This window comes from Pseudochrobactrum mosebachae, from assembly GCF_048914685.1.
GTDB lineage: Bacteria > Pseudomonadota > Alphaproteobacteria > Rhizobiales > Rhizobiaceae > Pseudochrobactrum.
The window spans coordinates 1,913,643-1,938,694 of record NZ_CP128408.1 but is presented as its reverse complement, the minus strand read 5'-3'; the positions used below and the strand labels follow the sequence as shown (position 1 = coordinate 1,938,694).

General features: G+C 49.6%; 25 protein-coding genes. 12 read left to right on the top strand and 13 right to left on the bottom strand.

Annotated elements, in window-relative coordinates; translation table 11 throughout:
- Entirely contained in the window at positions 1–705 is a 705-nt protein-coding gene (tlpA, locus tag MP213Fo_RS08885) for a thiol:disulfide interchange protein TlpA (RefSeq protein WP_421088688.1), read from the bottom strand.
- Positions 706–749: 44 nt separating this feature from the next.
- On the opposite strand from tlpA, the gene argH reads away from it, so the two are divergent.
- The 3 genes from argH to MP213Fo_RS08870 all read left to right on the top strand — a co-directional run bounded on the left by argH (position 750) and on the right by MP213Fo_RS08870 (position 5,134).
- On the top strand, positions 750–2,150 hold the full coding sequence (argH, locus tag MP213Fo_RS08880; protein ID WP_421088687.1) for an argininosuccinate lyase: 1,401 nt from the start codon (positions 750–752) through the stop codon (positions 2,148–2,150).
- 172 nt (positions 2,151–2,322) lie between these two features.
- Positions 2,323–2,505, top strand: coding sequence for a lipoprotein (locus MP213Fo_RS08875; protein ID WP_421088686.1), 183 nt, complete (start codon positions 2,323–2,325; stop codon positions 2,503–2,505).
- 64 nt (positions 2,506–2,569) lie between these two features.
- Positions 2,570–5,134 (top strand): TIGR02302 family protein, encoded by a 2,565-nt coding sequence (locus MP213Fo_RS08870; RefSeq protein WP_421088685.1) that lies wholly within the window; start codon positions 2,570–2,572, stop codon positions 5,132–5,134.
- A gap of 75 nt (positions 5,135–5,209) precedes the next feature.
- On the opposite strand, the gene hpt is transcribed toward MP213Fo_RS08870, so the two are convergent.
- Complete coding sequence (gene hpt / locus MP213Fo_RS08865) at positions 5,210–5,755, bottom strand: hypoxanthine phosphoribosyltransferase (protein WP_421088684.1); 546 nt, start codon at positions 5,753–5,755, stop codon at positions 5,210–5,212.
- A gap of 299 nt (positions 5,756–6,054) precedes the next feature.
- Here hpt and ftsE point away from each other — a divergent pair, with 299 nt between their 5' ends.
- The 5 genes from ftsE to ppa all read left to right on the top strand — a co-directional run bounded on the left by ftsE (position 6,055) and on the right by ppa (position 10,235).
- Positions 6,055–6,714 (top strand): cell division ATP-binding protein FtsE, encoded by a 660-nt coding sequence (gene ftsE, locus MP213Fo_RS08860; RefSeq protein ID WP_421088683.1) that lies wholly within the window; start codon positions 6,055–6,057, stop codon positions 6,712–6,714.
- On the top strand, positions 6,707–7,702 hold the full coding sequence (locus MP213Fo_RS08855) for a cell division protein FtsX (RefSeq protein ID WP_421088682.1): 996 nt from the start codon (positions 6,707–6,709) through the stop codon (positions 7,700–7,702). The genes ftsE and MP213Fo_RS08855 overlap by 8 nt, the downstream gene beginning before the upstream one ends.
- A gap of 257 nt (positions 7,703–7,959) precedes the next feature.
- Positions 7,960–8,526, top strand: coding sequence for a YdcF family protein (locus MP213Fo_RS08850; protein ID WP_421088681.1), 567 nt, complete (start codon positions 7,960–7,962; stop codon positions 8,524–8,526).
- 135 nt (positions 8,527–8,661) lie between these two features.
- Positions 8,662–9,480, top strand: a complete 819-nt coding sequence (locus tag MP213Fo_RS08845) for a lysophospholipid acyltransferase family protein (RefSeq protein ID WP_421088680.1) — start codon at positions 8,662–8,664, stop codon at positions 9,478–9,480.
- Between the two features lie 221 nt (positions 9,481–9,701).
- Complete coding sequence (gene ppa / locus MP213Fo_RS08840) at positions 9,702–10,235, top strand: inorganic diphosphatase (protein ID WP_421088679.1); 534 nt, start codon at positions 9,702–9,704, stop codon at positions 10,233–10,235.
- An 84-nt stretch (positions 10,236–10,319) separates the two neighbouring features.
- Here ppa and MP213Fo_RS08835 read toward each other — a convergent pair whose 3' ends face one another.
- Both MP213Fo_RS08835 and MP213Fo_RS08830 read right to left on the bottom strand, forming a co-directional pair.
- Positions 10,320–10,613, bottom strand: a complete 294-nt coding sequence (locus MP213Fo_RS08835; protein WP_421088678.1) for a YggT family protein — start codon at positions 10,611–10,613, stop codon at positions 10,320–10,322.
- A gap of 134 nt (positions 10,614–10,747) precedes the next feature.
- On the bottom strand, positions 10,748–11,302 hold the full coding sequence (locus MP213Fo_RS08830) for a gamma-glutamylcyclotransferase (RefSeq protein WP_421091082.1): 555 nt from the start codon (positions 11,300–11,302) through the stop codon (positions 10,748–10,750).
- 355 nt (positions 11,303–11,657) lie between these two features.
- On the opposite strand from MP213Fo_RS08830, the gene MP213Fo_RS08825 reads away from it, so the two are divergent.
- Positions 11,658–12,677, top strand: a complete 1,020-nt coding sequence (locus tag MP213Fo_RS08825; protein ID WP_421088677.1) for a DUF2125 domain-containing protein — start codon at positions 11,658–11,660, stop codon at positions 12,675–12,677.
- A gap of 64 nt (positions 12,678–12,741) precedes the next feature.
- Here MP213Fo_RS08825 and MP213Fo_RS08820 read toward each other — a convergent pair whose 3' ends face one another.
- Together MP213Fo_RS08820 and hisC are read right to left on the bottom strand one after the other, a co-directional pair.
- Positions 12,742–13,674, bottom strand: a complete 933-nt coding sequence (locus MP213Fo_RS08820) for a prephenate/arogenate dehydrogenase family protein (RefSeq protein WP_421088676.1) — start codon at positions 13,672–13,674, stop codon at positions 12,742–12,744.
- 1 nt (position 13,675) lies between these two features.
- Entirely contained in the window at positions 13,676–14,785 is a 1,110-nt protein-coding gene (gene hisC / locus MP213Fo_RS08815) for a histidinol-phosphate transaminase (protein WP_421088675.1), read from the bottom strand.
- 215 nt (positions 14,786–15,000) lie between these two features.
- On the opposite strand from hisC, the gene metX reads away from it, so the two are divergent.
- Positions 15,001–16,182, top strand: a complete 1,182-nt coding sequence (metX, locus tag MP213Fo_RS08810) for a homoserine O-acetyltransferase MetX (protein ID WP_421088674.1) — start codon at positions 15,001–15,003, stop codon at positions 16,180–16,182.
- Positions 16,183–16,187: 5 nt separating this feature from the next.
- Positions 16,188–16,880 (top strand): methionine biosynthesis protein MetW, encoded by a 693-nt coding sequence (gene metW, locus MP213Fo_RS08805; protein WP_421088673.1) that lies wholly within the window; start codon positions 16,188–16,190, stop codon positions 16,878–16,880.
- A 125-nt stretch (positions 16,881–17,005) separates the two neighbouring features.
- Here the strand turns inward: metW and MP213Fo_RS08800 are convergent, their stop codons facing one another.
- Complete coding sequence (locus MP213Fo_RS08800; RefSeq protein WP_421088672.1) at positions 17,006–17,773, bottom strand: class I SAM-dependent methyltransferase; 768 nt, start codon at positions 17,771–17,773, stop codon at positions 17,006–17,008.
- A gap of 62 nt (positions 17,774–17,835) precedes the next feature.
- Complete coding sequence (locus MP213Fo_RS08795) at positions 17,836–18,051, bottom strand: hypothetical protein (protein ID WP_421091081.1); 216 nt, start codon at positions 18,049–18,051, stop codon at positions 17,836–17,838.
- 524 nt (positions 18,052–18,575) lie between these two features.
- Here MP213Fo_RS08795 and aqpZ point away from each other — a divergent pair.
- Positions 18,576–19,262 carry an aquaporin Z gene (gene aqpZ / locus MP213Fo_RS08790; protein WP_421091080.1) on the top strand — a complete coding sequence of 229 codons (687 nt, stop codon included), beginning with the start codon at positions 18,576–18,578 and terminating at the stop codon, positions 19,260–19,262.
- A gap of 152 nt (positions 19,263–19,414) precedes the next feature.
- Here aqpZ and MP213Fo_RS08785 read toward each other — a convergent pair whose 3' ends face one another.
- The 5 genes from MP213Fo_RS08785 to hemC form a co-directional block, all read right to left on the bottom strand.
- Positions 19,415–19,948: a TerB family tellurite resistance protein gene (locus tag MP213Fo_RS08785; protein WP_421088671.1), complete on the bottom strand. Its 534-nt coding sequence runs from the start codon at positions 19,946–19,948 to the stop codon at positions 19,415–19,417.
- 161 nt (positions 19,949–20,109) lie between these two features.
- Positions 20,110–21,840 carry a heme biosynthesis protein HemY gene (locus tag MP213Fo_RS08780; RefSeq protein WP_421088670.1) on the bottom strand — a complete coding sequence of 577 codons (1,731 nt, stop codon included), beginning with the start codon at positions 21,838–21,840 and terminating at the stop codon, positions 20,110–20,112.
- Between the two features lie 19 nt (positions 21,841–21,859).
- Entirely contained in the window at positions 21,860–23,245 is a 1,386-nt protein-coding gene (locus MP213Fo_RS08775; protein ID WP_421088669.1) for a COG4223 family protein, read from the bottom strand.
- 118 nt (positions 23,246–23,363) lie between these two features.
- Positions 23,364–24,113 carry a uroporphyrinogen-III synthase gene (locus MP213Fo_RS08770; RefSeq protein ID WP_421088668.1) on the bottom strand — a complete coding sequence of 250 codons (750 nt, stop codon included), beginning with the start codon at positions 24,111–24,113 and terminating at the stop codon, positions 23,364–23,366.
- A 4-nt stretch (positions 24,114–24,117) separates the two neighbouring features.
- Entirely contained in the window at positions 24,118–25,047 is a 930-nt protein-coding gene (hemC, locus tag MP213Fo_RS08765; RefSeq protein ID WP_421088667.1) for a hydroxymethylbilane synthase, read from the bottom strand.
- Between the last annotated feature and the right edge of the window lie 5 nt (positions 25,048–25,052).

Sequence of the window (25,052 nt, the reverse complement as noted above, 5' to 3'; positions counted from 1 at the left end):
CTATTGTTTACGCAGGCTCTTTGCCGCATTGATCAGTTTAACCGCATCCTGCCCTGCCCAGTCTGCGGGGCCGTTCATAGCAGCAACCTGACAGCCCTGATCATCGATCAGCAAGGTTACCGGCAGACCGAAAGCCAGATTTTTTCGCTTCAGATCATTGAACACGCCCATAGTGGCATCGCGATAAAAGCCGAGCTTCTGCACCCCGATCTCATTCAAAAATGCCTTTGGTTTAGTGTCATCGCCAGTATCTATATTAATAGCAATCACTTCAAAATCAGCGCCACCTTGTGCAGCTTGCAGCTCGTCCAATGCCGGCATTTCCTCACGGCATGGCGCACACCAGCTTGCCCAGAGATTAACCAGCAAAGTTTTACCCTGCCGGTCAGCGATTGAAATTTTTGCACCATCAGGAGCATCAAACTGCATTGTCTTGAGCGAAACCGGCATATCTGCTGGCTGCATCGCTGCCACAGCGCCGGTTGCAGCCGCAGTTAAACGCGCGAGCTGGTCTTGATTAAGCGCACATTTTTGATTGTTGGCAGTGCTATCAATGCTTGCTACTGCAGGAACAACATTGCCAGAAGGCGGTTCCATCACGTATACCGCTACAGCACCGGCCAGAAGTCCGGCGACGCCTGCAAGCAAAATCATTTTCGGACTGATTACACTTTGCGGTTTCGTCTTTTTATTGTCTTCGGCCATAATATCGTTCTTTACTCACTAGTTCCGGCTCAGGGCATAAGCGCATGACGACAGAAAAATCCAGTAACCAGATGTGGGGTGGCCGTTTCGCCTCAGGGCCCTCAGCCATCATGGAAGAGATTAATGCTTCGATCGGTTATGACCGCAAGCTTTATGCGCAGGACATTGCCGGATCGCTGGCGCATGCTGCCATGCTTGCCAAGACCGGCATTATTTCTGCTGAAGACCATAAGCAGATCTCCGATGGTTTGAATACCATATTAGCCGAGATCGAAAATGGCAAATTTACCTTCTCGCGTAAGCTTGAAGATATTCATATGAATATCGAGGCACGCCTCGCCGATCTGATCGGTGCGCCTGCAGGGCGCCTGCACACCGCCCGCTCGCGTAATGATCAGGTTGCGCTTGATTTTCGCCTCTGGGTTAAGAACGAGCTCGAAAAAACCGCTCATGCGCTTAAAACCCTGATCGGAGCGTTTCTGATCCGTGCAGAGCAGCATGCCACCACCGTTATGCCGGGCTTTACCCATCTGCAAACTGCGCAACCGGTCACCTTTGGTCATCATTGCATGGCCTATGTGGAAATGTTCGGCCGTGATCTCTCACGCGTGCGCGATGCAATCGAGCGGATGAATGAAAGCCCGCTTGGCGCCGCAGCACTGGCAGGTACCGGCTTTCCGATCGACCGCCATATGACCGCAGAAGCCTTGGGCTTCCGCGAACCGACCCGCAATTCTATCGATAGTGTTTCCGACCGCGATTACGCGTTGGAATTTTTGTCGATTGCCGCAATTTCTGCCACGCATCTTTCGCGCTTGGCTGAAGAAATTGTGATCTGGTCAACCTCGCAGTTCAATTTCATCCGCTTGTCAGATGCGTTTTCCACCGGCTCGTCTATCATGCCGCAGAAGAAAAACCCGGATGCTGCTGAACTGGTACGGGCCAAAACCGGCCGTATCACCGGTTCGCTTGTCGGTCTGCTGATGGTGATGAAGGGGCTGCCGCTCGCTTATTCCAAGGATATGCAGGAAGATAAAGAAGCTGTTTTTGATGCTGCTGAATCACTTGAACTGGCTCTGGCTGCCATGAGCGGCATGGTTTCTGATTTGACCGTTATTGAAGCTTCAATGAAGGCCGCCGCCGGTTCCGGCTATTCCACAGCAACCGATCTGGCCGATTGGCTGGTTCGTGAGCTTGGTATGCCTTTCCGTGACGCCCATCACGTCACCGGCCGCGCTGTTGCTTTGGCCGAATCGAAAAAAACAGATCTGGCAAGCCTGACACTGGCCGATATGCAGTCGATCAATGCGCAGATTACCGATGAGATTTTCGGTTTTCTCACTGTTGATAAATCGGTCAACAGCCGCCAGTCATTTGGCGGCACTGCACCACAGCAAGTGCTCAGCCAGATCAGCTATTGGAAAAACAGGCTGGTAACAGCCTGAAGCCATAATGTTTAACATGGGGACAGCGCATTTGGAGCGCTGCCCCATAAAGATCAGTGCAGTGCTGCTGTTTATAAGCGTCCCGGTTGGCCTTGTTGCACAATTGCGCTAAAACGATAGTCAGATGTTTCGTGCGGCTCTCAGGCCAAACACCAATTTCAGGACAAATCTTATGAAGAGCCGCGTGTTCATGACCTCTGTGATTATGCTTGTTGCCATTGGCAGCATTGTTACCGGCTGTGGCCGCCGTGGTCCGCTTGAAGCGCCGTCCAATGCAACCGTGCATGATGACTGGCGTAAAACCGACAAGAAGGCCGTCGAAGAAAAGCCGTTTATTCTGGATAAGCTCATCTGAAGCCGGTTTATTCTGATAAACTGTCCTTAAGATTTGCGAACTGCGAACGAAGACCGGATCTTTGATGCCAGAATCAGATATCAAACGCGCAATTAACAACGCTGACAACAGGCTACACCGCCTGCGTGTCAAAGCGGCTCTGCTACTGTGCTTTGAAAATCTATGGCCGCTGCTGCTTCCTGTTTTATTGCTCGCAGCCCTCTTGCTTAGTCTGCTCTGGCTAGGTCTGTTTCAGTATGCGCCGCGCTGGCTGCATCTGAGTATCACAGGCCTGTTTATCGTTGCATTTTGCTATTTTTTATCGCGGTTGCGCCATTTCAAACTGCCGGATGACCAAACCGTCAATAGCCGGCTGGAGCGTGAAAACCACCTGCTGCATAGCCCGTTGCAACTGGTAGATGATCAGCCGGCTGGTGACATTGACAACCCGTTTGCACAAGCACTATGGCTGGAACACCGCAAGCGTATGGCAGCGCAACTCGCCAGCCTGCACGGTTTTCTGCCGCATCCCAAAATTCCGCAACGCGACCCTTATGCAATCCGCGCACTGGTGATTTTACTATTCGCCTCAACCGCGGCCTATTCGCTCAGCCCTTCAGCCGGCAAAGTCAGTGATTTATGGAACCCGCCAGCAGGTCTCTCAGGCCCTGAAGCACGCATAGATGCATGGATCACCCCGCCGGCCTATACCGGTAAAGCACCGGTATTTTTAAGCTTGAATGATCAAGCCGCTGCCAAGCCGCTGGAGATGCCGCAAGGCAGCCTTTTAAGCATTCAGATCAATGGCAGCACCCGCAATACGCTGACCCTTACCGATCAGAACGGTAAGGCGAGTACGGCTGCGGCCAGGCCGGTGACAACAGATTCAAACCAAGCTGCCAATCTTGCCTCAACAGCATTTCAATTGCCGTTACAGCACTCTGCCACCGTCAAATTACAGGCAGGCTCGCGTCAGCAAATATGGCAATTCAATATCATTGCCGATAAACCGCCGCTGGTAGAGTTTACCAGAGACCCGACTTATGCGCTCAACGGAACTTTAGAGCTGCATTACAAAGTTGAAGATGATTATGGTGTCACCAAATTGCAAGGCGATATGCAATTGCTGGAAAAAGCTGATCCGTCAGCTAAAGCCTTAACCGGTGCACCGGAATTACGCCTGAACCTGCCCAAACGTGGCCGCGATAGTGCCGCTGAAACCACGACCTTACAAGACCTGACCATGCATCCATGGGCAGGCAAATATGTTGTGCTGCAATTACAGGCAACAGATGAGGCAGGCCAGACCGGAAAAAGTAAGGAAATCCGTTTTGTACTGCCGCAGCGCCCCTTCGTTAATCCGCTGGCCCGCGCTGTAGCGGAACAACGTCAGCGGCTGGCTTTGGACAGCAATCAAAAAACATCAGTCATCCAGATATTGGATGCCCTCACAATGCATCCGGCAATTACGATTGCTAATGTAAGTCACTTTTTAGGGCTGCGCAGTATCCGCGAACGGTTAAAACTGGCAAGAAATGACAATGATTTGCGCCAGATCAGCGACTATATGTGGAATGTCGCACGCAGCATTGAAGATGGTCAGCTGTCAGACGCTGAAAAAGCCCTGCGTGCCGCTCAGGAGGCTTTAAGTCAGGCTTTGCAGAACAATGCAGGCCCTGAAGAGATTGCCCGCCTGACCGCAGAGCTGCGTGCAGCCATGAACCGTTATTTAGTGGAAATGGCGCGCCGCCAGCAAAACAATCCGAACAGTACCGCACAAAATAATGCCAATACCCGTGTGCTGAGCCAGGGTGATATTGACCGGATGATGCAGCAAATCGAAGATCTTGCGCGTTCGGGTAACCATGCCGAAGCACAAAAACTACTCTCGCAATTGCAAGAAATGATGAATAATCTGCAACCTGGCCAAGCGGGCCAAGCAGGTCAAAATGCGCAAAATGGCCAGCAGGGTCAGAATGGCGAAGGCAATGGCGCGCAACAGCAGATGAACAAACTGGGTGATCTGATGCGCCGTCAGCAACAGCTGATGAATGAAACATTCAAGCTCGACCAAAAGCTGCAAGAACAGACTGACAATTTTAGCTATGACGGCGACGGAGAACAACAAACCGACCCTCAGCAGGAGCAATCACGTCAGAACACCGAACAACAGCTGAAAGATTTGCAGCAGCAACAACAGGCTTTACAAAATGAGCTGAACACACTGACAGATCAGCTCAAACAGCAGGGCCTTGAATCGTCAAAAGATATGGATCAGGCGCAAAGTTCTATGGGGCGTGCGGGTCGCTCACTTGGCAATGGCGAAGGCGGACAGGCCACAGATCAGCAGGCTGAAGCATTGGATGCTTTACGCCGCGGTGCCCGTGATATGATGCAGCAAATGCAACAAGCGCAAGGCGAAGGTCAAAATCAGGGCCAAGGCCAGCAAGGGGGCCAAGGCAACAGTGATCCGCTTGGCCGTCAAACCGGCTCAAGTGGTAATTCTGATGGCAATGGCGATAAACTGCCAAACCAGATCGACATTCAAAAAGCCCGCAAAATTCTTGATGAAATCCGTAAAAAACTCAATGACGCTCTAAGTCCGCAGCTTGAAAAAGACTATCTGGAGCGCCTGCTCAAAAATGACTGATAAATAAGACGAATACAAAAAAGCCGCTCACATCTTGGAGCGGCTTTTTGTATATAATATCAATTAACGCAATGATTAATCCTGCTCATCCATCACGCGTCCGACATAAGGCAGCTGGCGGAAAGAGTGCGCCACATCCATGCCATAGCCGACCACGAAATAATCCGGACATTCAAAAGCGGTAAAATCAGCGTATAAATCAAGTTTGCGATGACCCGGCTTATCAAGCAGCACTGCAATAACCACGCTGCGCGCGCCGCGTGACATCATCAGCTCCCGTACAAAGTTCAGTGTTTTTCCGGATTCAAGAATATCGTCAATCAACAGAATATCGCGGCCTTCAACTTCGCTGTCGATATCACGCAGCAAACGAATTTCTCCGCCTTTGGTACCCGTGCCATAGCTCGATACGGTGATGAATTCAACATCCGGCTCAACACCGGCATTATGCATCGCGCGGATCAGGTCGGCGGCAAAAATAAACGAGCCTTTGAGGATCGAAACCGCTAATGGCCGTTCGAGTTTACGCTCGGCAATTTTTTGCGCCAGCTCAAAATTACGCTCTGCAATCTGCTCGGCGCTGAACAGGACTTCAATATTTCTGCCACCTACATAAGGCATAAGCACTTCTCCGGTCATAACACGTACTTGCCCGACACTGCCGACAAGAAAAACAAGCTGTTACAGTACTACAGCTTTCGCTGAAAGTGCAGATTTACATTAATTATGTGGCAATCACATCAAATCTGCGTTTTATGCTCATTATTCGCTGACATATCCGCCATCAAAATACAAAATTCTTGTTCTTATTTGAGGCTCAAAATGCCAAACTCAACAGCAGATTAACCCCAGATTAACCGCACCGGTCAATGGTCGGCAATCTGAGAAAAACCGGCAAAAAACCATCAGGAAACTGAATAGTGATTCGTTTTGAAAATGTAGGATTGCGCTACGGTATGGGATCGGAAATCCTGAGGGATGTTTCCTTTCATATTCCGCCACGCTCCTTTCAATTCCTGACTGGGCCGTCCGGTGCCGGCAAAACCTCGCTGATGCGGCTGCTATTCATGGCGCTGAAACCTACACGTGGTCTCATTTCAATTTTCGGCAAAGATATTTCAACCATGCAACGCAGTGAAATACCGCTGCTGCGCCGCCGTATCGGCATTGTGTTTCAGGATTTTCGCCTGCTCGATCACATGACGACCTATGAAAATGTTTCTCTGCCGCTACGTGTGCGCGGCAAGGAAGAAGCAACATATCGTTATGAAGTGCAGGAATTGCTGCAATGGGTGGGCCTTGGCGATCGTATGCATGTACTACCGCCAGTCTTGTCCGGTGGTGAGAAACAGCGTGCCGCTATTGCCCGTGCCTTGATAGACCAGCCTGAAATCTTGCTGGCAGATGAGCCGACAGGCAATGTTGATCCGCCATTGGCACGCCGGTTGCTGCGCTTATTTGCAGAGCTGAACCGCTCCGGCACTGCCGTGATCATTGCAACCCATGATCTGACATTGATGGATCAGGTTGATGCACGCCGGATGATTCTCGATCAGGGAAGGCTTGATATTTATGGCTGACCTGCGCGCCACCATTGATCATTATCACGGAATTTTTCTTGAGCTACTAGGCAAGCGCAAGCGGGAAAAGCGCGGCCCGACACCAATCGTGCCTCCGGTCAGTGTTTCCGGCACCACGCTGATCACGGTGATCGCGATTATGACATTTCTTGCTTGTATCACCATCGGCGGTGTTAGTCTGGTGCGGGCATCCGCAGCGCAATGGCAAAGCCAGATCTCGCGGGAGGCAACGATCCAGATCCGTCCGGTTGAAGGGCAGGATATGGAAGCGTCACTCGCACAGGCTGAAAAAATTGCTTCAGGCTTTGCCGGCGTCAACAGCACCCGCATTATAGACCGTGCAGCCACTGCACGTCTGCTTGAGCCATGGCTTGGCACAGGTCTCGATATTGATGAATTGCCAGTGCCACGCTTGGTTGTTGTCAATATTGATGAACAAAACCCGCCCGATTTTCCAACATTACGCTCCGAGCTTAAAAGCAATATTCCGGGCGCAAGCTTTGATGATCATCGCACATGGGTGGATCGTCTGGTTTCAATGGCACATACTACAGTGCTGATCGGTATGGGTGTCTTGATACTGATGCTGTCAGCAACCGTGCTGACAGTTATTTTTGCCACCCGCGGCGCTATGGCCGGTAATAGCCATATTATTGAAGTCTTACATTTCATTGGTGCAGAAGCGCGGTTTGTTGCACGTGAATTTGAACGACACTTTTTCCGTACTGCCCTGAAAGGTGCATGCTTTGGCGGTGCGGCGGCACTGCTGATTTTTCTGATCATCTCATGGTGGACAACCCGTAATCTCGCGACACCTGAGGGCGATCAGGCTGCAGCTTTATTCGGCAGTTTCTCTATCGGGCGTGATGGCTATATCGGTATTGCGGTTACGATTATGATCGTCAGTATTTTGACAATGCTGACCAGCCGCCTCACTGTTATTCGTCAGCTCAAAGATATGGATAATATTAGCGGCAGCAAAGAATAACACATAAGTAATCATATAATTCTGTTTTTGCACCATACGGCGCCCTATACTGCCTGAGTCCGATGATGAAAGACTGATTTGCTCACGCTTTTAAACTGCGCAGATAAAATAAGTGAACAGGCTGAACGGCAATACCAATGCAAAACGCAATGCAAGCTCCTAGGCAAAACCCTGGGCAAAAACCCGAGCCAAACAAAAAAAGCAGCGTAATCTGTCATTGGTTGCGCCGGTTGCGCAGACGCATGCCGCCGGTTGCTGTGGTTTTATTTGCATTGATTTTTGCACTCGGTATCGGCTTTATTATCTTCAGTGAACATGTAAGCACATTAAATCAACCTGCTAATACAGTTAAAGCAGAAGCAATTATCGTGCTAACCGGAGGAAAGTCCCGCATTGAAACGGCACTGGAATTGCTGGCCGACAAGCGTGGTCAACGTCTGCTTATCAGCGGCGTCCATCCCTCAACCAAACCTCAGGCCTTACAGCGCATTACCAACACTGATCCTAAACTGTTTGTCTGTTGTGTTGATATTGACCGCTCGGCTCTCAACACAATTGGTAATGCAGTAGAAAGTGCCAAATGGATCAGGGATCATCAATATAAGCGTGTTTTCATTGTCACTAATAATTATCATATGCCACGTAGTATTCTGGAGTTATCCAGAGAGGTTGATACGGTGGAACTGGTACCCTTTCCGGTCATCAATAGTGATTTGAAGCGCAATAGCTGGATGAGTCAGGGCGATACATTACGTGTTTTATTTACCGAATATATAAAATATATCGGGGCACTTACGCATCTCAATTTCTTTATCGCGGATTAAGCGAACGGTCTTTGATTGATAACCTGCGCAATTTCACTTATCTGAGTTGCAAAACCGACCAATGCACAAGTTGCAATATCGCAATCCGGCATTTTCACTCTTTTGCGCTTTGCGCTTATACAAGGCTGACAATAAATGATCATAGCCATCCGGTCAGTGCTGTTTAATCTGGCATTCTATATCAGCCTGATCCTTCAGATGATTGTGTTTTTGCCGATTGCACTGTTTTTACCGCGTAAAAAAGCATGGTTTGTGCCAAAGTTCTGGGCGCGCTCGAACCTGTTTTTGCAGAAATATATTGTCGGCACCGATTTTGTTGTTGAAGGTGCAGAAAATCTGCCCGAAGGCGCCTATATTTGCGCGCCCAAACACCAGTCTTTCTGGGATGTTTATGCCTTTTTATCCTATATGCCGGATCCGGTTTATATTCTGAAGCGCGATCTGATGCGTATCCCGCTCTTTGGCTGGTATCTGAAAAAAATGCAGATGATCCCTGTTGATCGTGGCAGCGGTCTCAAAGCTTTACATTCGATTTCAGGCAGCACACAGCAGGCCATCACCAATGGTCGCCAGATCATGATTTATCCTGAGGGTACACGCCGTCCTGCGGGTGCGCCGCCGGCTTATAAATACGGTGTTGTGCATCTTTATATGAATCTCGGTCTGCCTGTGGTACCGATTGCCCATAATGCCGGTTTATACTGGCCACGCCGTCAATTTATGCGTTATCCCGGCACTATTCGTTGCCGCATTTTACCGCCTATTGAAGCAGGGCTGGACAAGGACGAGTTTTTAAGGCGGTTGATTGAGGCAACTGAAACCGCCTGCGACGAATTTTTGGTGCTGGCATCACAAGATAAAAATCCGCCACCTATGCCGCCAACTGCAAAAACCCGTCTTGCAGAACTGCTGGCAGCAGAAACAGCAGGCTCTGAAAACCCTGACAAAAAATAAGCCTATAGCGTGCCGCGCGAAACCAACACTGCGTTTCGCCAAAACGACACGTTCAAATACAGAGAGTTAGCACAAATGCCGTGATAAACATCATGGGCAAGATCTGCTGATAATTTACTCATAATCACCGCATGACAATAAGCCGCTTTTGCTAAAATTTCGTTTTGGTTGCACGGTTTCGCGAAAACCGATATCAGAACGCCAAATGAAAGGACACGCCCATGAATATCGATGCCATTTCAATCGGCTCAAACCCTCCTGAAGATGTTAACGTCATCATCGAAGTACCGGTCGGCGGACACCCGATCAAATACGAGATGGATAAAGAAGCCGGCGCATTGATCGTCGACCGCTTTCTCTACACACCAATGACCTATCCGGGCAATTACGGTTTTGTTCCGCATACTTTGTCGGAAGATGGTGATCCGATTGACGTTCTGGTCTGCAACACGCGTCCGCTTATTCCGGGCTGCGTGATCAATGTGCGTCCGATTGGCGTGCTGATCATGGAAGACAATGCGGGTAAAGATGAAAAAATCATCGCCGTACCGTCTCCGCAACTGACCCTGCGTTATGAAAAAGTTCACAACTACACTGACCTGCCGGAAATCACTCTGCAGCAGATTGCCCATTTCTTTGAACATTACAAAGATCTGGAACCTGGCAAATGGGTTAAGATCGGCGATTGGGGTGATGAAGATTACGCCCGCAAATTTATTGTGGAAGCAATTGAGCGCGCCAAACAAGCTAAATAATGGCGTGACAGATTGGTCAGTCTCCCAAGTGGCCAATCATACAACGCATCTAATTAAAAAACCCGCCTTTCGGCGGGTTTTTATTTAACTCAACAGCGCAGGAGCCAATGTGGTCCACATAAACTGACGAATGAAGAAAATCAGTAGCAGCAAAATGATCGGTGAAAGATCAATGCCGCCCAAATCCGGCAAAATTCGGCGGATCGGACGCAGAACAGGCTCAGTTACTTTATAAAGAAATGTACCGATAGATGCCACAAAGCGGTTATTTGAATTGACCACATTGAAAGCATAGAGCCAGGAAAACACCGCACTGGCAATGATGATCCAGGTGAAAATATCCAGCGCCAGATCAACGGTGCGCAAAATTGCGATCATAAATGTCTCCTACCAGCTGTAACGGTTCACTGCAGCTTTGCGCAGCGGATAGAACACATTTAAACAGCACAACAGGCAATCACAAGATCACCGCGCGAAAAAGTCATCGGAACAGCTGCAAACTGTTAAATATTTCAGTCTGTCTGGTTTTCCAGACACGCAATCACGGCTTCCAGCCGCTCATCAAAAATATTCATTTCCTGCAAATGGCGAATAGTATTGCTGACATAATCAAGATTTGGGCCCGCCTGTCCGCAGGCCTTTCTAACAATCTGCGCCATATCTTCCACACTCAGCGCTTTGGCATATTGGCTGTGAGCACAATCGGCAACATAAACCAGAGCTTCAACCGCGCGGCCATCCGCTAAAGTGATTTGCAGCCATTTTTCGAGATAAACTCCGGTGACTTGCTCCCTATCACGCAAATAATCCAGAACCTGCTCTCTGATATCAGCAGCCACACGAAATGCCTGACCATGGCAAAACCCACCCTGATCCAGCCCCAGTACCAAACCCGGCGTATCAGGACTGCCACGATAGACGTGGGAATAAATGCATAATGACCGGCTATAACCGGTAAGCACTGCCGGTAAATTTTCAGTGCTTTCAAAACCCGGACGCCACATCAGTGACCCGTAACCAAAAACCCAAAGATCGGCAGAGTTTACTTTGTCCTGGACCGATAAAATTGAAAGATTTCTGTCTAAATGAGAGCCTTGATCTGATACCATTGGTTTGCTTTTGCTTGTCTTTCAAAATTCATATAATGCATAAATAAATACGTGACCTGACTGTGCAAACTATATGATGCGCTGCAAATCACGGGTAATTCAGAACACAGATTATAACCGGTCTTCAACTTTTCAAAAGAACTGAACACGTTTCTCTGAAAGAGCCTGCGCAGAAAATTATTATCAATCATAATGCCGCAATAAAAAACCATTCCGCGGGGGCAACATCGATGATCATTTATAATTATAGAGGTCAAAGCTCTCTGCATTTCCCGATGGCTATCACTGTTTCTCAATAAAAGGCCCGCTCACGATGGCAAACCTGCACCCCACCCCGAAAAAATCACGGCGTCTGCTATGGGCAGGACTTACCGCTCTGCTCATTGTCGTCTTGTATGTAGCGGGTTGGCTTTATCTCGCATCAATCGCCAAAGAACGCGTGATACACGAACTGGCGCTACAGGAAAACTCAGGTCGCCAGAGTACCAAATGTCAGTCTGTCTCAGCCCGCGGATTTCCGCTGTCGCTCTATGTTACCTGTTCAGATTTCAGTTTTGAAGATCATGACCAGACACTCGCTGTAGCTGCCAATGCGGTTAATATCGGCGCCTCTGTGTTTTCACCACGAACTATTCAGGCATTGGCCACCAGCCCGGCAACAATTCATATTGCAGGGCTGGTTCCGCTGCAAGCAGACTGGAGTAAGCTCAAAGCCTCAGCACGCTTAAACGGCAATGCCACGCAGGATATCAGCCTCAGCACAGATAATCTGCGCCTGCAGCAGGCGGGTATCGCAGAACCGGCAATCACAGATCCCGGCCTTGAACTGCTTGATCTGAAGATTGACCTCAACAGCATTGCAGAACCCTTAAAACTCAAAATGGCTTTCAATGATCTGCGCCTGACCGGTGAAACTCACCTTCCGGCACTGCCAGAGCTCGATGGTCTGATTGATATCAGCTCACCTGCAAGTCTTGCTGCTTTCAGCCAACCCGATGAGAATGGCAGCATCTTGCGCAACAAGTCATTACAGCTCAATCAGATGTTGTTCCTGCTGCCATCTGGCGCCAGCTTTAGCATCAGCGGCCCCGCATCAGTGGATGAGACAGGGCTGATCAATGCAGATTTGAAAATTCGTCTCACCAATCCGACCGCTATCGGCAGCGCACTTGAAACTGCCTTTCCCGATCAGGCAAAAAATATCAGCACCGTTATTTTTGCACTCGGTTCTATGCCTAAAGATGAGACCGGTGCAACCATAGTGCCTGTGGTGGTCAGAAATGGCAAAGCCAGTGCCGGCTTTATCCCGCTCGGCCGGTTGCCTCTGCTATAATAACAAAAACCCGCCACTGATCTCAGCGGCGGGTTTTTAAATATTCTGCCTTTGCTCAGGCCTGTCAGGCTTTTACTTTGCTCGCTGCCTCACGGCCAAAGTTAGGAGCATCCACCTCTTGTCCGGCTTCAATAATACCACGGCGAATGGCACGGGTACGTGTGAATATATCGAACAAAGCATCGCCGTCTTCCCAGCGAATTGCGCGTTGTAAAGAGGCCAGATCTTCTGAAAAGCGTCCCAGCATTTCCAGAATTGCATCTTTATTATGCAGGCACACATCACGCCACATTGTCGGATCAGATGCCGCTAAACGGGTAAAATCACGAAAGCCCGAAGCCGAATATTTGATCACTTCAGACTCGGTAACTTTTTCCAGATCATTGGCTGTACCAACAATATTATAAGCAATAATATGTGGCAGATGCGAAACAATGGCCAGCACCAGATCATGATGCTGCGGATCCATCTGATCGGTCTTTGAACCGCAGGCCTCCCAAAATGCATTCAGCTTTGCCAGCGCTTCTGCATCTGTATCGGGCAGCGGTGTCAGAATACACCAGCGATTGATAAACAAATCGGCAAAGCCTGCATCCGGCCCTGAATATTCCGTTCCCGCAATCGGATGCCCCGGAATAAAATGTACATTATCCGGTAGTTCCGGTTGCATCTGGGCAATCACAGAGGCTTTTGTTGAGCCGACATCGGTGACAATTGCACCGGCTTTAAGCGCACCGGCAATCTGGCTGGCGACCAACCCTGAAGAGCCGACCGGCACAGAGACAATCACCAGATCCGCATCCTGCACAGCCTCGGCATTATCGGTTGTGTAGCTATCGCCCAGCCCCAGCTCTTCAGCGCGTTTCAGCGTTGCAGGGCTGCGGGTAGCAATAGCAATATGCTGTGCCAGCCCTTCACGGCGGATGACACGGGCAAGAGAGGAGCCAATCAGACCAATACCGATCAGCGCAATTTTATTAAAATGAATATCAGACATATCAAGACTTCAAAAACTCTTCGAGAGCGGCAATCACGCCGCGATTGGCTTCTTCCGAGCCGATGCTCATCCGCAAGGCTTCAGGAAAGCCATAGGATGTTACGCGACGCAAAATATAACCCTTTGATTGCAGATATTCATCGGCTTTAGCCGCAGACTTGTTGGCAGTATCAGGAAAATGCACCAGCAGAAAATTTGTAACCGAAGGTGTTACTTTCAATCCGAGCTTAGTGAACGCTTCGCTCAGCCACTGCGACCACTGCGTATTAAACTCTACAGAGGCTTGCACATGATTACGGTCACGAATAGCCGCAGCTCCGGCTGCAATCGCAGCGCTGTTCATATTGAACGGACCACGCACACGGTTTACCGCATCCGTGACATGTGCAGGCGCATACATCCAGCCGATGCGCAGCGCAGGCAGACCATGAATTTTAGAGAATGTGCGTGTCATCACCACATTGTCGCTGCTGGAAACCAGCGCCACACCGGCCTCATAATCATTCTTGCGTACATATTCCGCATAAGCAGCATCAAGCACCAGCAAAACATGTTTCGGCAGACCAGCATGCAAACGGTTGATCTCTGCGAAAGGCAGATATGTGCCGGTCGGATTGCCCGGATTGGTCACAAAAACGATTTTTGTCCTGTCAGTGATTGCAGCAAGCACCGCATCCACATCAATCACAGTATCATTTTCTTTCACAATCACCGGCTTGGCACCGGCGGCCAGTGTCTGAATTTTATAAATCAGAAAACCGTGATCGGTGAAAACAGCCTCATCGCCCGCAGCCAGATAAGTCTGGCACAGCAAGCCAAGCAATTCATCAGAACCGTTGCCGCACAGGATATTTTCAATGTTCAGGCCTTGCGTTTCCGCAATTGCCTGACGCAGTGCCATCACTTCACCATCCGGATAGGAGCTCAAATAATGTTCGGTTGTACGATAAGCTTCAACAGCATGCGGGCTTGCACCCAGCGGGCTTTCATTGGCAGACAACTTGTGTACTTTGTTCGCACCACCAAGCGTGGCCTTACCCGGTACATAAGCAGCAATATCCATAACGCCGGCTTTAGGAGTTGGGCGTTGAGCTTTCTCGAAATCGTTCATCATTCTTATCCAATATTGGGTGCCTGTGTTGTTGAAAGATATTATGCACAAAAACAACGCATTGAAGTATATTATCGTTTATACGAACCGGAACATGCCTTCATACGTGTTATGACCTATGCGGCATAAACCGCATCGCGTAACAAGTCGAGAGAAACCTTGACTTTCTACCCTCACAGATCCTAGCTACAGAAAATTCAACCACCATATGTTTTATGACAATATCAGCTGAAACTGCCACCATATCCGACACCCGCAATCAGGAAGCTGTTCAGCCGAGCAGCCCTGTTGCTTATTTTGGCGAAGACAAACCGCTGCAACTCGACAGCGGCTCAGTCTTAAGCCCGTTTCAGCTTGCCTATCAGTCTTATGGCACCCTGAATGCCGATAAAAGCAATGCAATACTGATCTGCCATGCTTTGACCGGCGACCAGCATGTGGCCAATACCAATCCGATTACCGGTAAAGACGGCTGGTGGACAACACTGGTTGGCCCCGGAAAACCCATTGATACGGATCGCTATTTTGTTATCTGCTCCAATGTGATCGGCAGCTGCATGGGCTCAACAGGGCCGGCCTCCGTAAATCCGGCAACCGGCAAACCCTATGCCCTTGATCTGCCAATTATCACAATAGGTGATATGGTGCGCGCACAGGCTATGCTTGTGGAGCATCTCGGCATATCGCAATTGCTGGCAGTGGTTGGCGGCTCTGTTGGCGGCATGCAGGTGCTGCAATGGGCATCAAGTTATCCGCAAAAAGTGTTTTCTGCGGTCATTCTGGCCAGCGGTGCGCGGCTTTCCGCACAAAATATTGCCTTTAACGAGGTTGGCCGTCAGGCCGTTATGGCCGATCCGCAATGGCTGGACGGGGAATATCTGACAAAATCAGATACCACACCGCGTAAAGGTCTGTCGGTTGCGCGTATGGCCGCGCATATTACCTATTTGTCGGAAACTGCTCTGCACCGAAAATTCGGGCGCAATCTGCAGGATCGTACCAATATAACTTTCGGTTTTGAAGCAGATTTTCAGATTGAGAGCTATCTGCGTCATCAGGGTAATAGTTTTGTCGATCGCTTTGATGCCAATTCTTATCTTTATCTGACCCGCGCCATGGATTATTTTGATATGGCGGCGGAACATAACGGTTTGCTGGCCTCTGCCTTTACCGGCACCAAAACACGGTTTTTTGTTGCATCCTTTTCCAGTGACTGGTTGTTCCCGACCTCTGAAAGCCGCCTTGTGGTTCATGCGCTCAATGCTGCCGGTGCTTCGGTTTCTTTCGTCGAGATTGAAACCGATCGCGGCCACGATGCCTTCCTGCTGGAAGAGCCGGTACTGTTTTCAACGATAGATGGTTTTATCCGTTCTGCAGCACGGGCGAAAGGTCTGTAAATTTTATGACTGACACCAAGCCTAACCCAATAATTGCAACGGATAATCCTGACGCTACCGGCATATTCCCGCAAGAAAACCAGCCGGTCTCACATATTCATAACCGTGTTGATTTCGATATTATTGCCTCACTTGTGCGCCCCGGCACACGGGTGCTGGATGTTGGCTGTGGCGATGGGGAATTACTGCAGTTGCTGCGTGATAGCCGTAATGTTGATGGCCGCGGTGTGGAGCTTTCACAAAGCGGCGTCAACCAGTGCCTGACGCGTGGCCTCTCAGTCATTCAGGGCGATGCTGATCGTGATCTGGTTTATTATCCGGATTCAAGCTTTGATTACGTGATCCTATCCCAGACATTGCAGGCCACACTCAACCCGAAAAAAGTTCTCAGCGAATTGCTGCGTATCGGCGAGCGTGCAATCGTTTCAATTCCTAATTTTGGCTATTGGCGGGTGCGCGGTTCACTGATGTTTCGCGGGCGTATGCCTGTAACCAAAGAACTGCCATTCAGCTGGTATGACACGCCGAATATTCACTTCTGCACCATCCGTGATTTTGTGGATATGACAAAAGAAGTCGGCGCAACAGTGGAAGATGCGGTAGCGCTCAACCGCAATGGCGAGCGGATGTCATTTAACTTGCCATGGGGCTGCTGGAACCTGCTGGGTCAACAGGCTGTGTTCTTGCTCAAACGCTAGAACGTTTTCATTTTTTATTGAAGCAGGCAACCGCTCTATCTGTTTGTTTAAACGCAGTTTCGGACGGAAAACCGGTTTCCACTTTTCCTGAAACTGCTTTAGCAATAAAATGCTTAGTGGGAAAATTATGTGTGAGCCTGCGGCTCGTCATAAGCACTTTTATGCTGACGTGCCGTGCCTTGCGGATTGAGTACCGGCACAAAAACGCGCCGTGATGTACGTTTTAAGACCGGCAACCCCTGATAGAGCCGCTTATGCGCCTCGCCCACAACCACACCACCCAAAAGCGGCCATAGCCGGTTACCGAGCGTTTCAAACAGACCCGATGATTGTTGCAGCCAGCGCCAGCGTGTTGGCGGCACATGCAGCGCATCCACAATCTTACCCGGTGTAAAATTGGCTTCACGAAAAGCCTGCAATAATTGCCCGCGACTGAAAGGACGCCCGCTACCAAAAGGTGTATGTTCCATACGTGCCCACACACCACGCCGGTTAGGAACAACCACAATCAGCTGGCCATTGGGCGATAAGACACGCCACATTTCCTTCAGCGTTTCAGCACTGCTTTCTGAAAATTCGAGTGTATGCACCAGTAAAATCCGGTCAACAGAACTATCAGGTAGCGGCAATTCTTCATCATAAACCAACGCAGTGCTGAGCGCTCCATTATGCGGCCAGCCGGTAGCGCCCTGACGGGCCGGCATAAAGGCAAATGCCCGCTCGGCCTTCTCAGCATAATTATCGAGATAAGGCAGGGTATAGCCAATCCCCACCAGCCGCTCTTGCGGCATTGGCAGCCATATCGGATCCAAAGCAGAAGAAATTGTAGAAACCGCCAGCCTGCCTAAAGCGGTTGAATAAAATGATTGCAGCTCAATAATATCCAGATGCATCACATATCCTGAGCTCTATGAACTATGAATAAAGGCAGATTATATTGTATATCCAGCCTGATTTATTGCCAGCATCCGAGGTTTTTGCCTTTGAGATTATGGGAATCTATTTCCATAATCAGACCCGGATCTTCACGCATCAACGTAAAATAAGCCCGCTGCTTGAGATTGATTTTTTGCCAGCCTGCGCATTCTTTTGGCAGCTCAACTTGCTCGATCGTTACTTTTTCAGTCCAGGCAGTTGCTGTTCCGGTGCAACCAGCCAGAACAGCCATCATAGGCCAGAGCAGCAACTGAGAGCTTGTAAGCTGTCGGCGCTTCAAAATATTCACCAATGCCGATACTCCGGAAATCGTTAGAGTATAATCTTAAAAATTTGCGAGCAGCATGCTCAAAAACCTTTTCCAAGGCTACAACACTTTAAAACCTGGCAACAGTCAGAAAAAACAAACCCACCGCTTTTAAGCGCTGCGTTGCAAATTTGGGGATACCAATTCAGGCATCCGATTGCCACGTCAATCATAATGCTGATTTATACTGAAAAACCAAGCTGACACATAAAACAACAGCACAGCCCCCATAATATCACGATAAGCTAAAATAACTATTTATTACATAAGAAATTGAACGTATAATAAGATATTATATTACAAAACAATGACTTATAAAAAAACGCCTTTTAAAAAAAGAACTGGCATTTTTTATGAAACACCGCATATTCATGAAGCAATATATAATTCCATTCAAGTATTTTAGTTTTTGCTAAACTGTCTCGGGGATAAATATGCAAAAAACACCTTCAATGTTAAACAAGCTATCTGCTGAATGTTTCGGTACATTCTGGCTGGTTTTTGGTGGCTGCGGCAGCGCCGTTCTAGCGGCGGCCTATCCGGAACTGGGTATCGGCTTTGCCGGTGTTGCCCTTGCTTTCGGTTTAACCGTTCTCACAATGGCTTATGCCGTTGGCGGTATTTCCGGTGGCCATTTCAACCCTGCAGTCACACTTGGCCTTACACTCGGTGGCCGGTTTGAATCGAAAGACCTGATCCCTTATTGGATCGCACAGCTCATCGGCGGTATTGTCGCCGCTGCAATTCTCTATTTCATTGCCAGTGGCAATGCCGATTTCAGTGCCGGCGGTTTCGCATCGAACGGCTATGGCGATCTATCGCCGGGCAAGTACAATCTTCAGGCAGCATTTGCTATTGAAGTGGTACTGACTGCATTTTTCCTGATCATTATTCTGGGCTCCACATCCTCGCGGGCACCGGCAGGCTTCGCACCAATTGCGATAGGGCTCGGCCTCACCCTGATCCACCTGATCTCTATTCCGGTCACCAACACATCGGTTAATCCGGCACGCTCTACTGCAGTTGCATTATTTGCAGACACGGCAGCCCTTAGCCAGCTCTGGTTATTTTGGGTTGCTCCGCTGATCGGTGCCGCACTAGGTGCCGTCATCTGGAAAGGGCTTTTGTCTCGTGACTAGAGCGGTTTACGTTTAAATTGGATCATGTAATCCGCTCTAAGTTATTGTTTTACGCATTATCGTGGCCGTCCAATGATTCCATTGGACTACGAAATGCTCTAGTCGCTAAAGTATAATAAAAAGGCCGTCTGAGACGGCCTTTTTAGAATCTATTATTTGGTCTCAGCGGCTATATCCTTATGAATTTCAGGCTCTGCTACAACAGCTGCGCTATCAAGCGCTGATTTTGCCCGCTCAGCGACCCGCAACTTCAAACCAATACGCTGCTGCGGATCAACACCGATCAAATCAGCAATCCGCCACATGATATTATCTTCGATTTCGCCCACTTCACCGTCAGCATAAACCATTTCCCACAGCACTTCGATAAAGTTAAGGCGTGCAGGTACATCGAGATGTCGCTTTAAAACGCTGGTGAAACGATAAAAATCAATCGATTCCTGATCTGCAATTTCAGCGGCTTTAATCAGCGCCTGTAAGTCATCGCCCTGTAAATCATAGGCTTGTGATAACAGCTCAGAAAGACGTTTACGCTCTTTTTCATGCTGCTCACCATCGGCTTCAATAACATGAAACATCAATGCCGCTGCAGCCAGCCGAGGGTCTTCATCAGCGAAAGTTTGTTTTTTCGTACGGAGTTCAATACCAGGCAACTCTTTGAAAAAACTTAAAAGACGCTCAAACATAACTGCTCCAGTGCTCAGAAAAATGCTCAATACACATCGAACATAGTCCAGACTTATGTTATGCGCAAAGCCTCAAAAATTACTTTGACAAGAAAGCACATACTAATCTTTCTAGGAGTCTCTAAGCTGCAACAAAAAATTTAAAATACCCGCGAATTTCATCAAAACAATCGTAAGTTATTTGATTTTTTCTTAGCAGTATTACTTTCACCGGCAACGCCCGGATCATCCACACTCAAATGATGATGATGCTCGTCGTCGCTGTCATATTTAGGCTTCGCTTTATTTTGCAAGCGTGCGGCAACAGCCAGAGGATCATCTGTACTATCAGACAAAATCGTGACTTTGGCATTGCGCAGATCAGCAGATTTACCAGTTTGTTCAGACGTGTTTGCTGAAACGGCAGCAACAGCCGGCAAAGTTTCCGCCTCTTCAATGTCATCCCGTGCATGCTTTGCATCAATAACCACCGGCACAACTGGTAATGAAGTTGGTTGCAATGAAACAGGCATTTTCGACTTGCTGGCAACAGGACTATCTTCAAATAAATCAAGATTATCCAGCACCGGTGCACCGGAAACTTCCATCTCTGCCAGCGGTACTTTCCACTCAAAAGCGTTCAACCGGCCTGTTACCGGCGAAACCGGCGCCCATTGACTTGAAACCACGCCATCAGCAGTCCATGCCGGATCACGTGGTGCCTTCAATGCTCGTGCCAGCCATTCACGCACGCGCCCCTGCTCACCGGTCTGTGCTTCTTCAATATCAGCCATCAGCAAATATACACTGCGGCGCGGATTAAGCTTCAATGCTGCTTCAGCATTATCACGGGCTAAGGTCAGTTCGCCGGCATCCAGTGCCGCTTGTGCCACAATGAGGCACGATGAGGCATTGTTCATCCGTAATGCCGCAAGATGGCGCGCCTTTTTCAAGCGGTCGAGCGCCGTATCACCGCTGCGGCCATGAACATAGATATCTGCAATTTCAGGGTTAGGCTCGCGTTTCCATGCGGCTTCAAGAATGCGGTTGCCTTTGCGGATATTACCGTCACGCAATAAGCAGCGCGCAGCGATCAAAGCTGCCGGTATAAAGTCGGGCTCAAGCTTATAGGCTTCTGCGGAAGCCTGTCGTGCTGCCACAGGGTCGCTGTCGAATAACGCCATCGCCTGCGCGCTCAGCAATGCCGCACGGTCGCGTTTCAGCGTCTCACGGGCAATTTTACCGTCTTTACCATAAGGGATTGTGCTTTTGCGGGCTTCAAGTACACGTAATCCACCCTGTATGTCACCTTCAAGCACTTTATGACCCAGCACCGCATTGGAGGCCCATTCAAGTTGCGGTGCCAAAGTGCTGGCTTCCTTCGCATATTGAAAAGCAGCCTCACGCACATTTTCACGACTGGCTTCCAGATATAAACCACGCAAACCCAGCAATTTGGTTTCAGGATCCGCAATCATCGCTTCAAAATGCTTGCGAACATCATCTTTACGCCCCTCAAGTATCGCGGTCTGCACATCAAGCAGCCGGATCAGAGGCTCCTGATCAGCACGTAATAAACCGGCGGCTTGTTTGCTCATCCGCCGTGCAGTCTCAGCGTCACCGGCACCGGCTGCCAGCAAACCTGTTGATAAGGACTGGTAACCACGGTCGCGTTTGCGCGCACGAAAATGGCGCTGCAGAATGTAAGGTGAGCGGATGAGGTTTTTAACCATCCACCATAGCAGCATCACAGCCGCGATTGCCGCAACAATCATGCTTGCAGCCACCATCAGCGTAATATGATAGCGTTGTCCGGCAAAGGTGAAAACCAAATCACCCGGACGATCCGCCAACCAGCCAAAACCAAGCCCCAATGCAGCAACCGCAACAAGAAACAGGATAACCCGGATCATAGTGTTCTCCTTCTTGTTTCTACTCTGCTGCCGGTTTTATTGCTGGCTGCGCCGTTTGCGCAATCAATCTGGCAACCAGTGCATCCGCATCGCGGCGGGCGGTCAGTGCATTGAAAAATTCCTGCCCGATTTGCTTGGCAGCTTCCGGTAATTGTGCCCATTCAGTCAGCGCGCGCTCGGCATCACCATTTTGCAAGGCAAATTCAATCCGTGCAGTTACCGGCCCCACGCCGGAGCCGGCCACATCCCCCACAGGGCGCGAACGCACCAACCCTTTGGCGCTGCCCTTCAGTTGCTCCCAGATACCTGCATCAGCCGCCGGTTTGTTCTCCACCGCCACCATCTGATCAGCAAGTACAGCAAAACGGCTGTTTAGCTGGCTGAGTGTCGGAACTCCTTTGGCAGCCATAGTCTCCAGATTTGCTGTAAGTACATTGGTCTCGGGCGCAAGTGCGCTGAAAGTCTGGTATTCATTGCTGTATGAACCACCGCGATCAATCGCGGCTTTCAGTGCATTAACCGCAACAATAGCGGCCATATCCGGCTGTTTCTCTTGCTCGCTAGCCTGATTTTCAATCTTCAATTGCAATGCTGCGAGCTGCTCTTTTAAATCCTGCACCGCCTGATTATCACCACTGGCAGCTGCATTCGCCTGTTCAGCCTGCGTGCTGGTTGTTGCAAGCCTGGTTTCCATGGCATTTAAACGCTGTGTTAGCGCTTCACGCAATGCTGCATCCTCACCATCAGTCTGCGTCGCTGTGGTTTGCGGCAATTCACCGATCAGTTTTTGTGCCTGAGCCGCCGCTTTTTCAGCAGCTTCAAGCCGCGCCAGCAGCTCTGCATCCGGCTTTGGTGCGGGAGCGGCCTGCAAGGCCGTAAGTTGTTGCTCCAGCCTTGTTACCTGCGCAGTCAGCGCCTGCTCGGCATCCGTATTCTGCGTGGTCTGCCCTGAAATCAACCCATAGCCAGACCATTGCAATGCCGTGGTACCAAGCAACACAATGATACCACCCGCCAAACCGGCCAACCATGGTGAGGCAGATTTAGAAACTGGTGCAGTGGTTCCACTGGCAGAATTCATGGTTTTCCCCGATAAATTTTCAGATAGATTTGATGTCTTATCAGCCGTAGCACCACCCGAAGCTTTACCTGTACCATTTTCTGAGGCGCCAGAAGAGGCACGAGCAGATTGTACAGGACGATGTGGCTCAGCGACTTTGGCTTCAGGCGCTTTTTTGTCAGCTACAGCTGCGGTTTTCGGGCTATCCGAGAAATTACCAACCGGCTCGGCATTTGGAACCGGCTTACCGGCAGCACGCACAGGCTTCACATCGGACGGATCAAGATCAATCGTCACCGGTTTACGGGATGTCTTGTTATGACGCGGCAGTGTGGATTTAGCCATAAGCCCTCTCGCAGAAATCTGTCTCTGTTCCATTCATATCCAGAGTAAATGATGGAATTGAACAAATGGTTGCATATTTTGAGATAAAATACTGTCAAAACTTTAGCACGCTCTGCGTTTAGGCATCTGCCAATAAACGCAACAATCCAGCCTCATCCGGTGTATCACTGATGCAAATGCGCGCCTGACAATGATCCGGCAATTCTGCAGCAATGCGCTGAGACAGGCAAAATATGTGTTTGGCTTGGTTTAAAAACCCGTTTTGCACCTGTCTGTCCAAAGCTGCAAATTGTTTGGCAGCCACCGCAGAATAGAGCAAAATAATATCTGCCGGTTCAGCACGCACCAGTTTTGCAAGTTGCGCATCATCATAGCTTACGGGTTTGGTATCATAGGTTTCAGCAATATGAACATGAATACCAGCAGCAGCCAGTTGCGCTTCAAAATCCGGACGCCGGACTTTGCCAGTCAGATACAGCACATGGCTGCCTGTTTTTTGTTGCTGTGCCACATACTGCCCGAGATGCAATCCCCAGCCATCTCCGGCATAAATTTTATCAAAGCCTGATTCACGTGTAACATTTGCAGTTTTTTCGCCCACAGCATAAACTTGCAAATGATGATAAGCGGATAGCTTTGCTGCATTTGCGTGGCGCAGCGCATTGGCACTCGTCACGGCAACCGCATCAAATACCTCTGCAGCCAGTGCATCAAAGCCATAATCTGTCGACACAGTTTCACTGACCGGCAATAAAACCGGGCGATAACCTGCCGCCTGCAATCTGGCAGCAGTTATCACGGCATCCGGTAAAGGGCGTGTTACCAAGACCCTGCATCCTGACATGCCACCGCCCGTTACCTCATTCATATAGTCAGCTCCAGCTTGTAAAAAATTCGGCTCCGGCTTTGATTTTAAGATGATCTGCCGCTTCTTCACCCAGAGCGCGCGCCTCAGCCAGTGCCCCCTGCATGCGCACTTGATGGACCACCGCACCATCGGGGGTCAGAATCATGCCCGAAAAATACAAAACCTCGCCTTCGATCTGCGCAAGTCCGGCAATCGGCGTACGGCACGAGCCGTCAAGGCGCGCCAGAAATGCCCGTTCACAAGCCAGCCTGATTGACGTTTCCACATGATTAAGCGGCTTGAGCAGCGCATCAATCCGCGCATCACCAATGCGGCTTTCAATCGTAATCGCCCCTTGGCCCGGCGCTGGCAAAAACCGGTCAATATCCATCAGTTCTGTCACCACATGCTCAAGGCCAAGACGCTTTAAACCGGCAAAAGCCAGAAATGTACCATCAACCTGCCCTTCTTCGAGCTTGCGCAAACGCGAATTCACATTACCACGAAATGTAATCACCTTAAGATCAGGGCGGATATGCCGGATCTGAGCCTGACGGCGCAGACTGGATGACCCGACTATGGCGCCCTGAGGCAAATCAGTCAGGCGTGCGCAAGTGCGCCCCACAAAGGCATCACGCGGATCTTCACGCTCCAGATAAGCAGACAGATATAGCCCTTCAGGCAACAGCGTCGGCATGTCCTTGGTGGAATGCACAGCAATATCAATGCGTCCCTGCAACAAGGCATTTTCGATTTCTTCTGTAAACAAGCCTTTGCCGCCAATTTCCGACAACGCACGATCCTGGATGCGATCACCGGCCGTTGACATCGGTACGATCTCGATCTCAGTCTCGCTCAGGCCATGCGCGGCCATCAAACGGCTACGTGTTTCTTCTGCCTGTGCCATCGCTAAAGCGCTGGAACGTGTTCCGATTTTTAAACCTGGTGTTTGCATCTGGC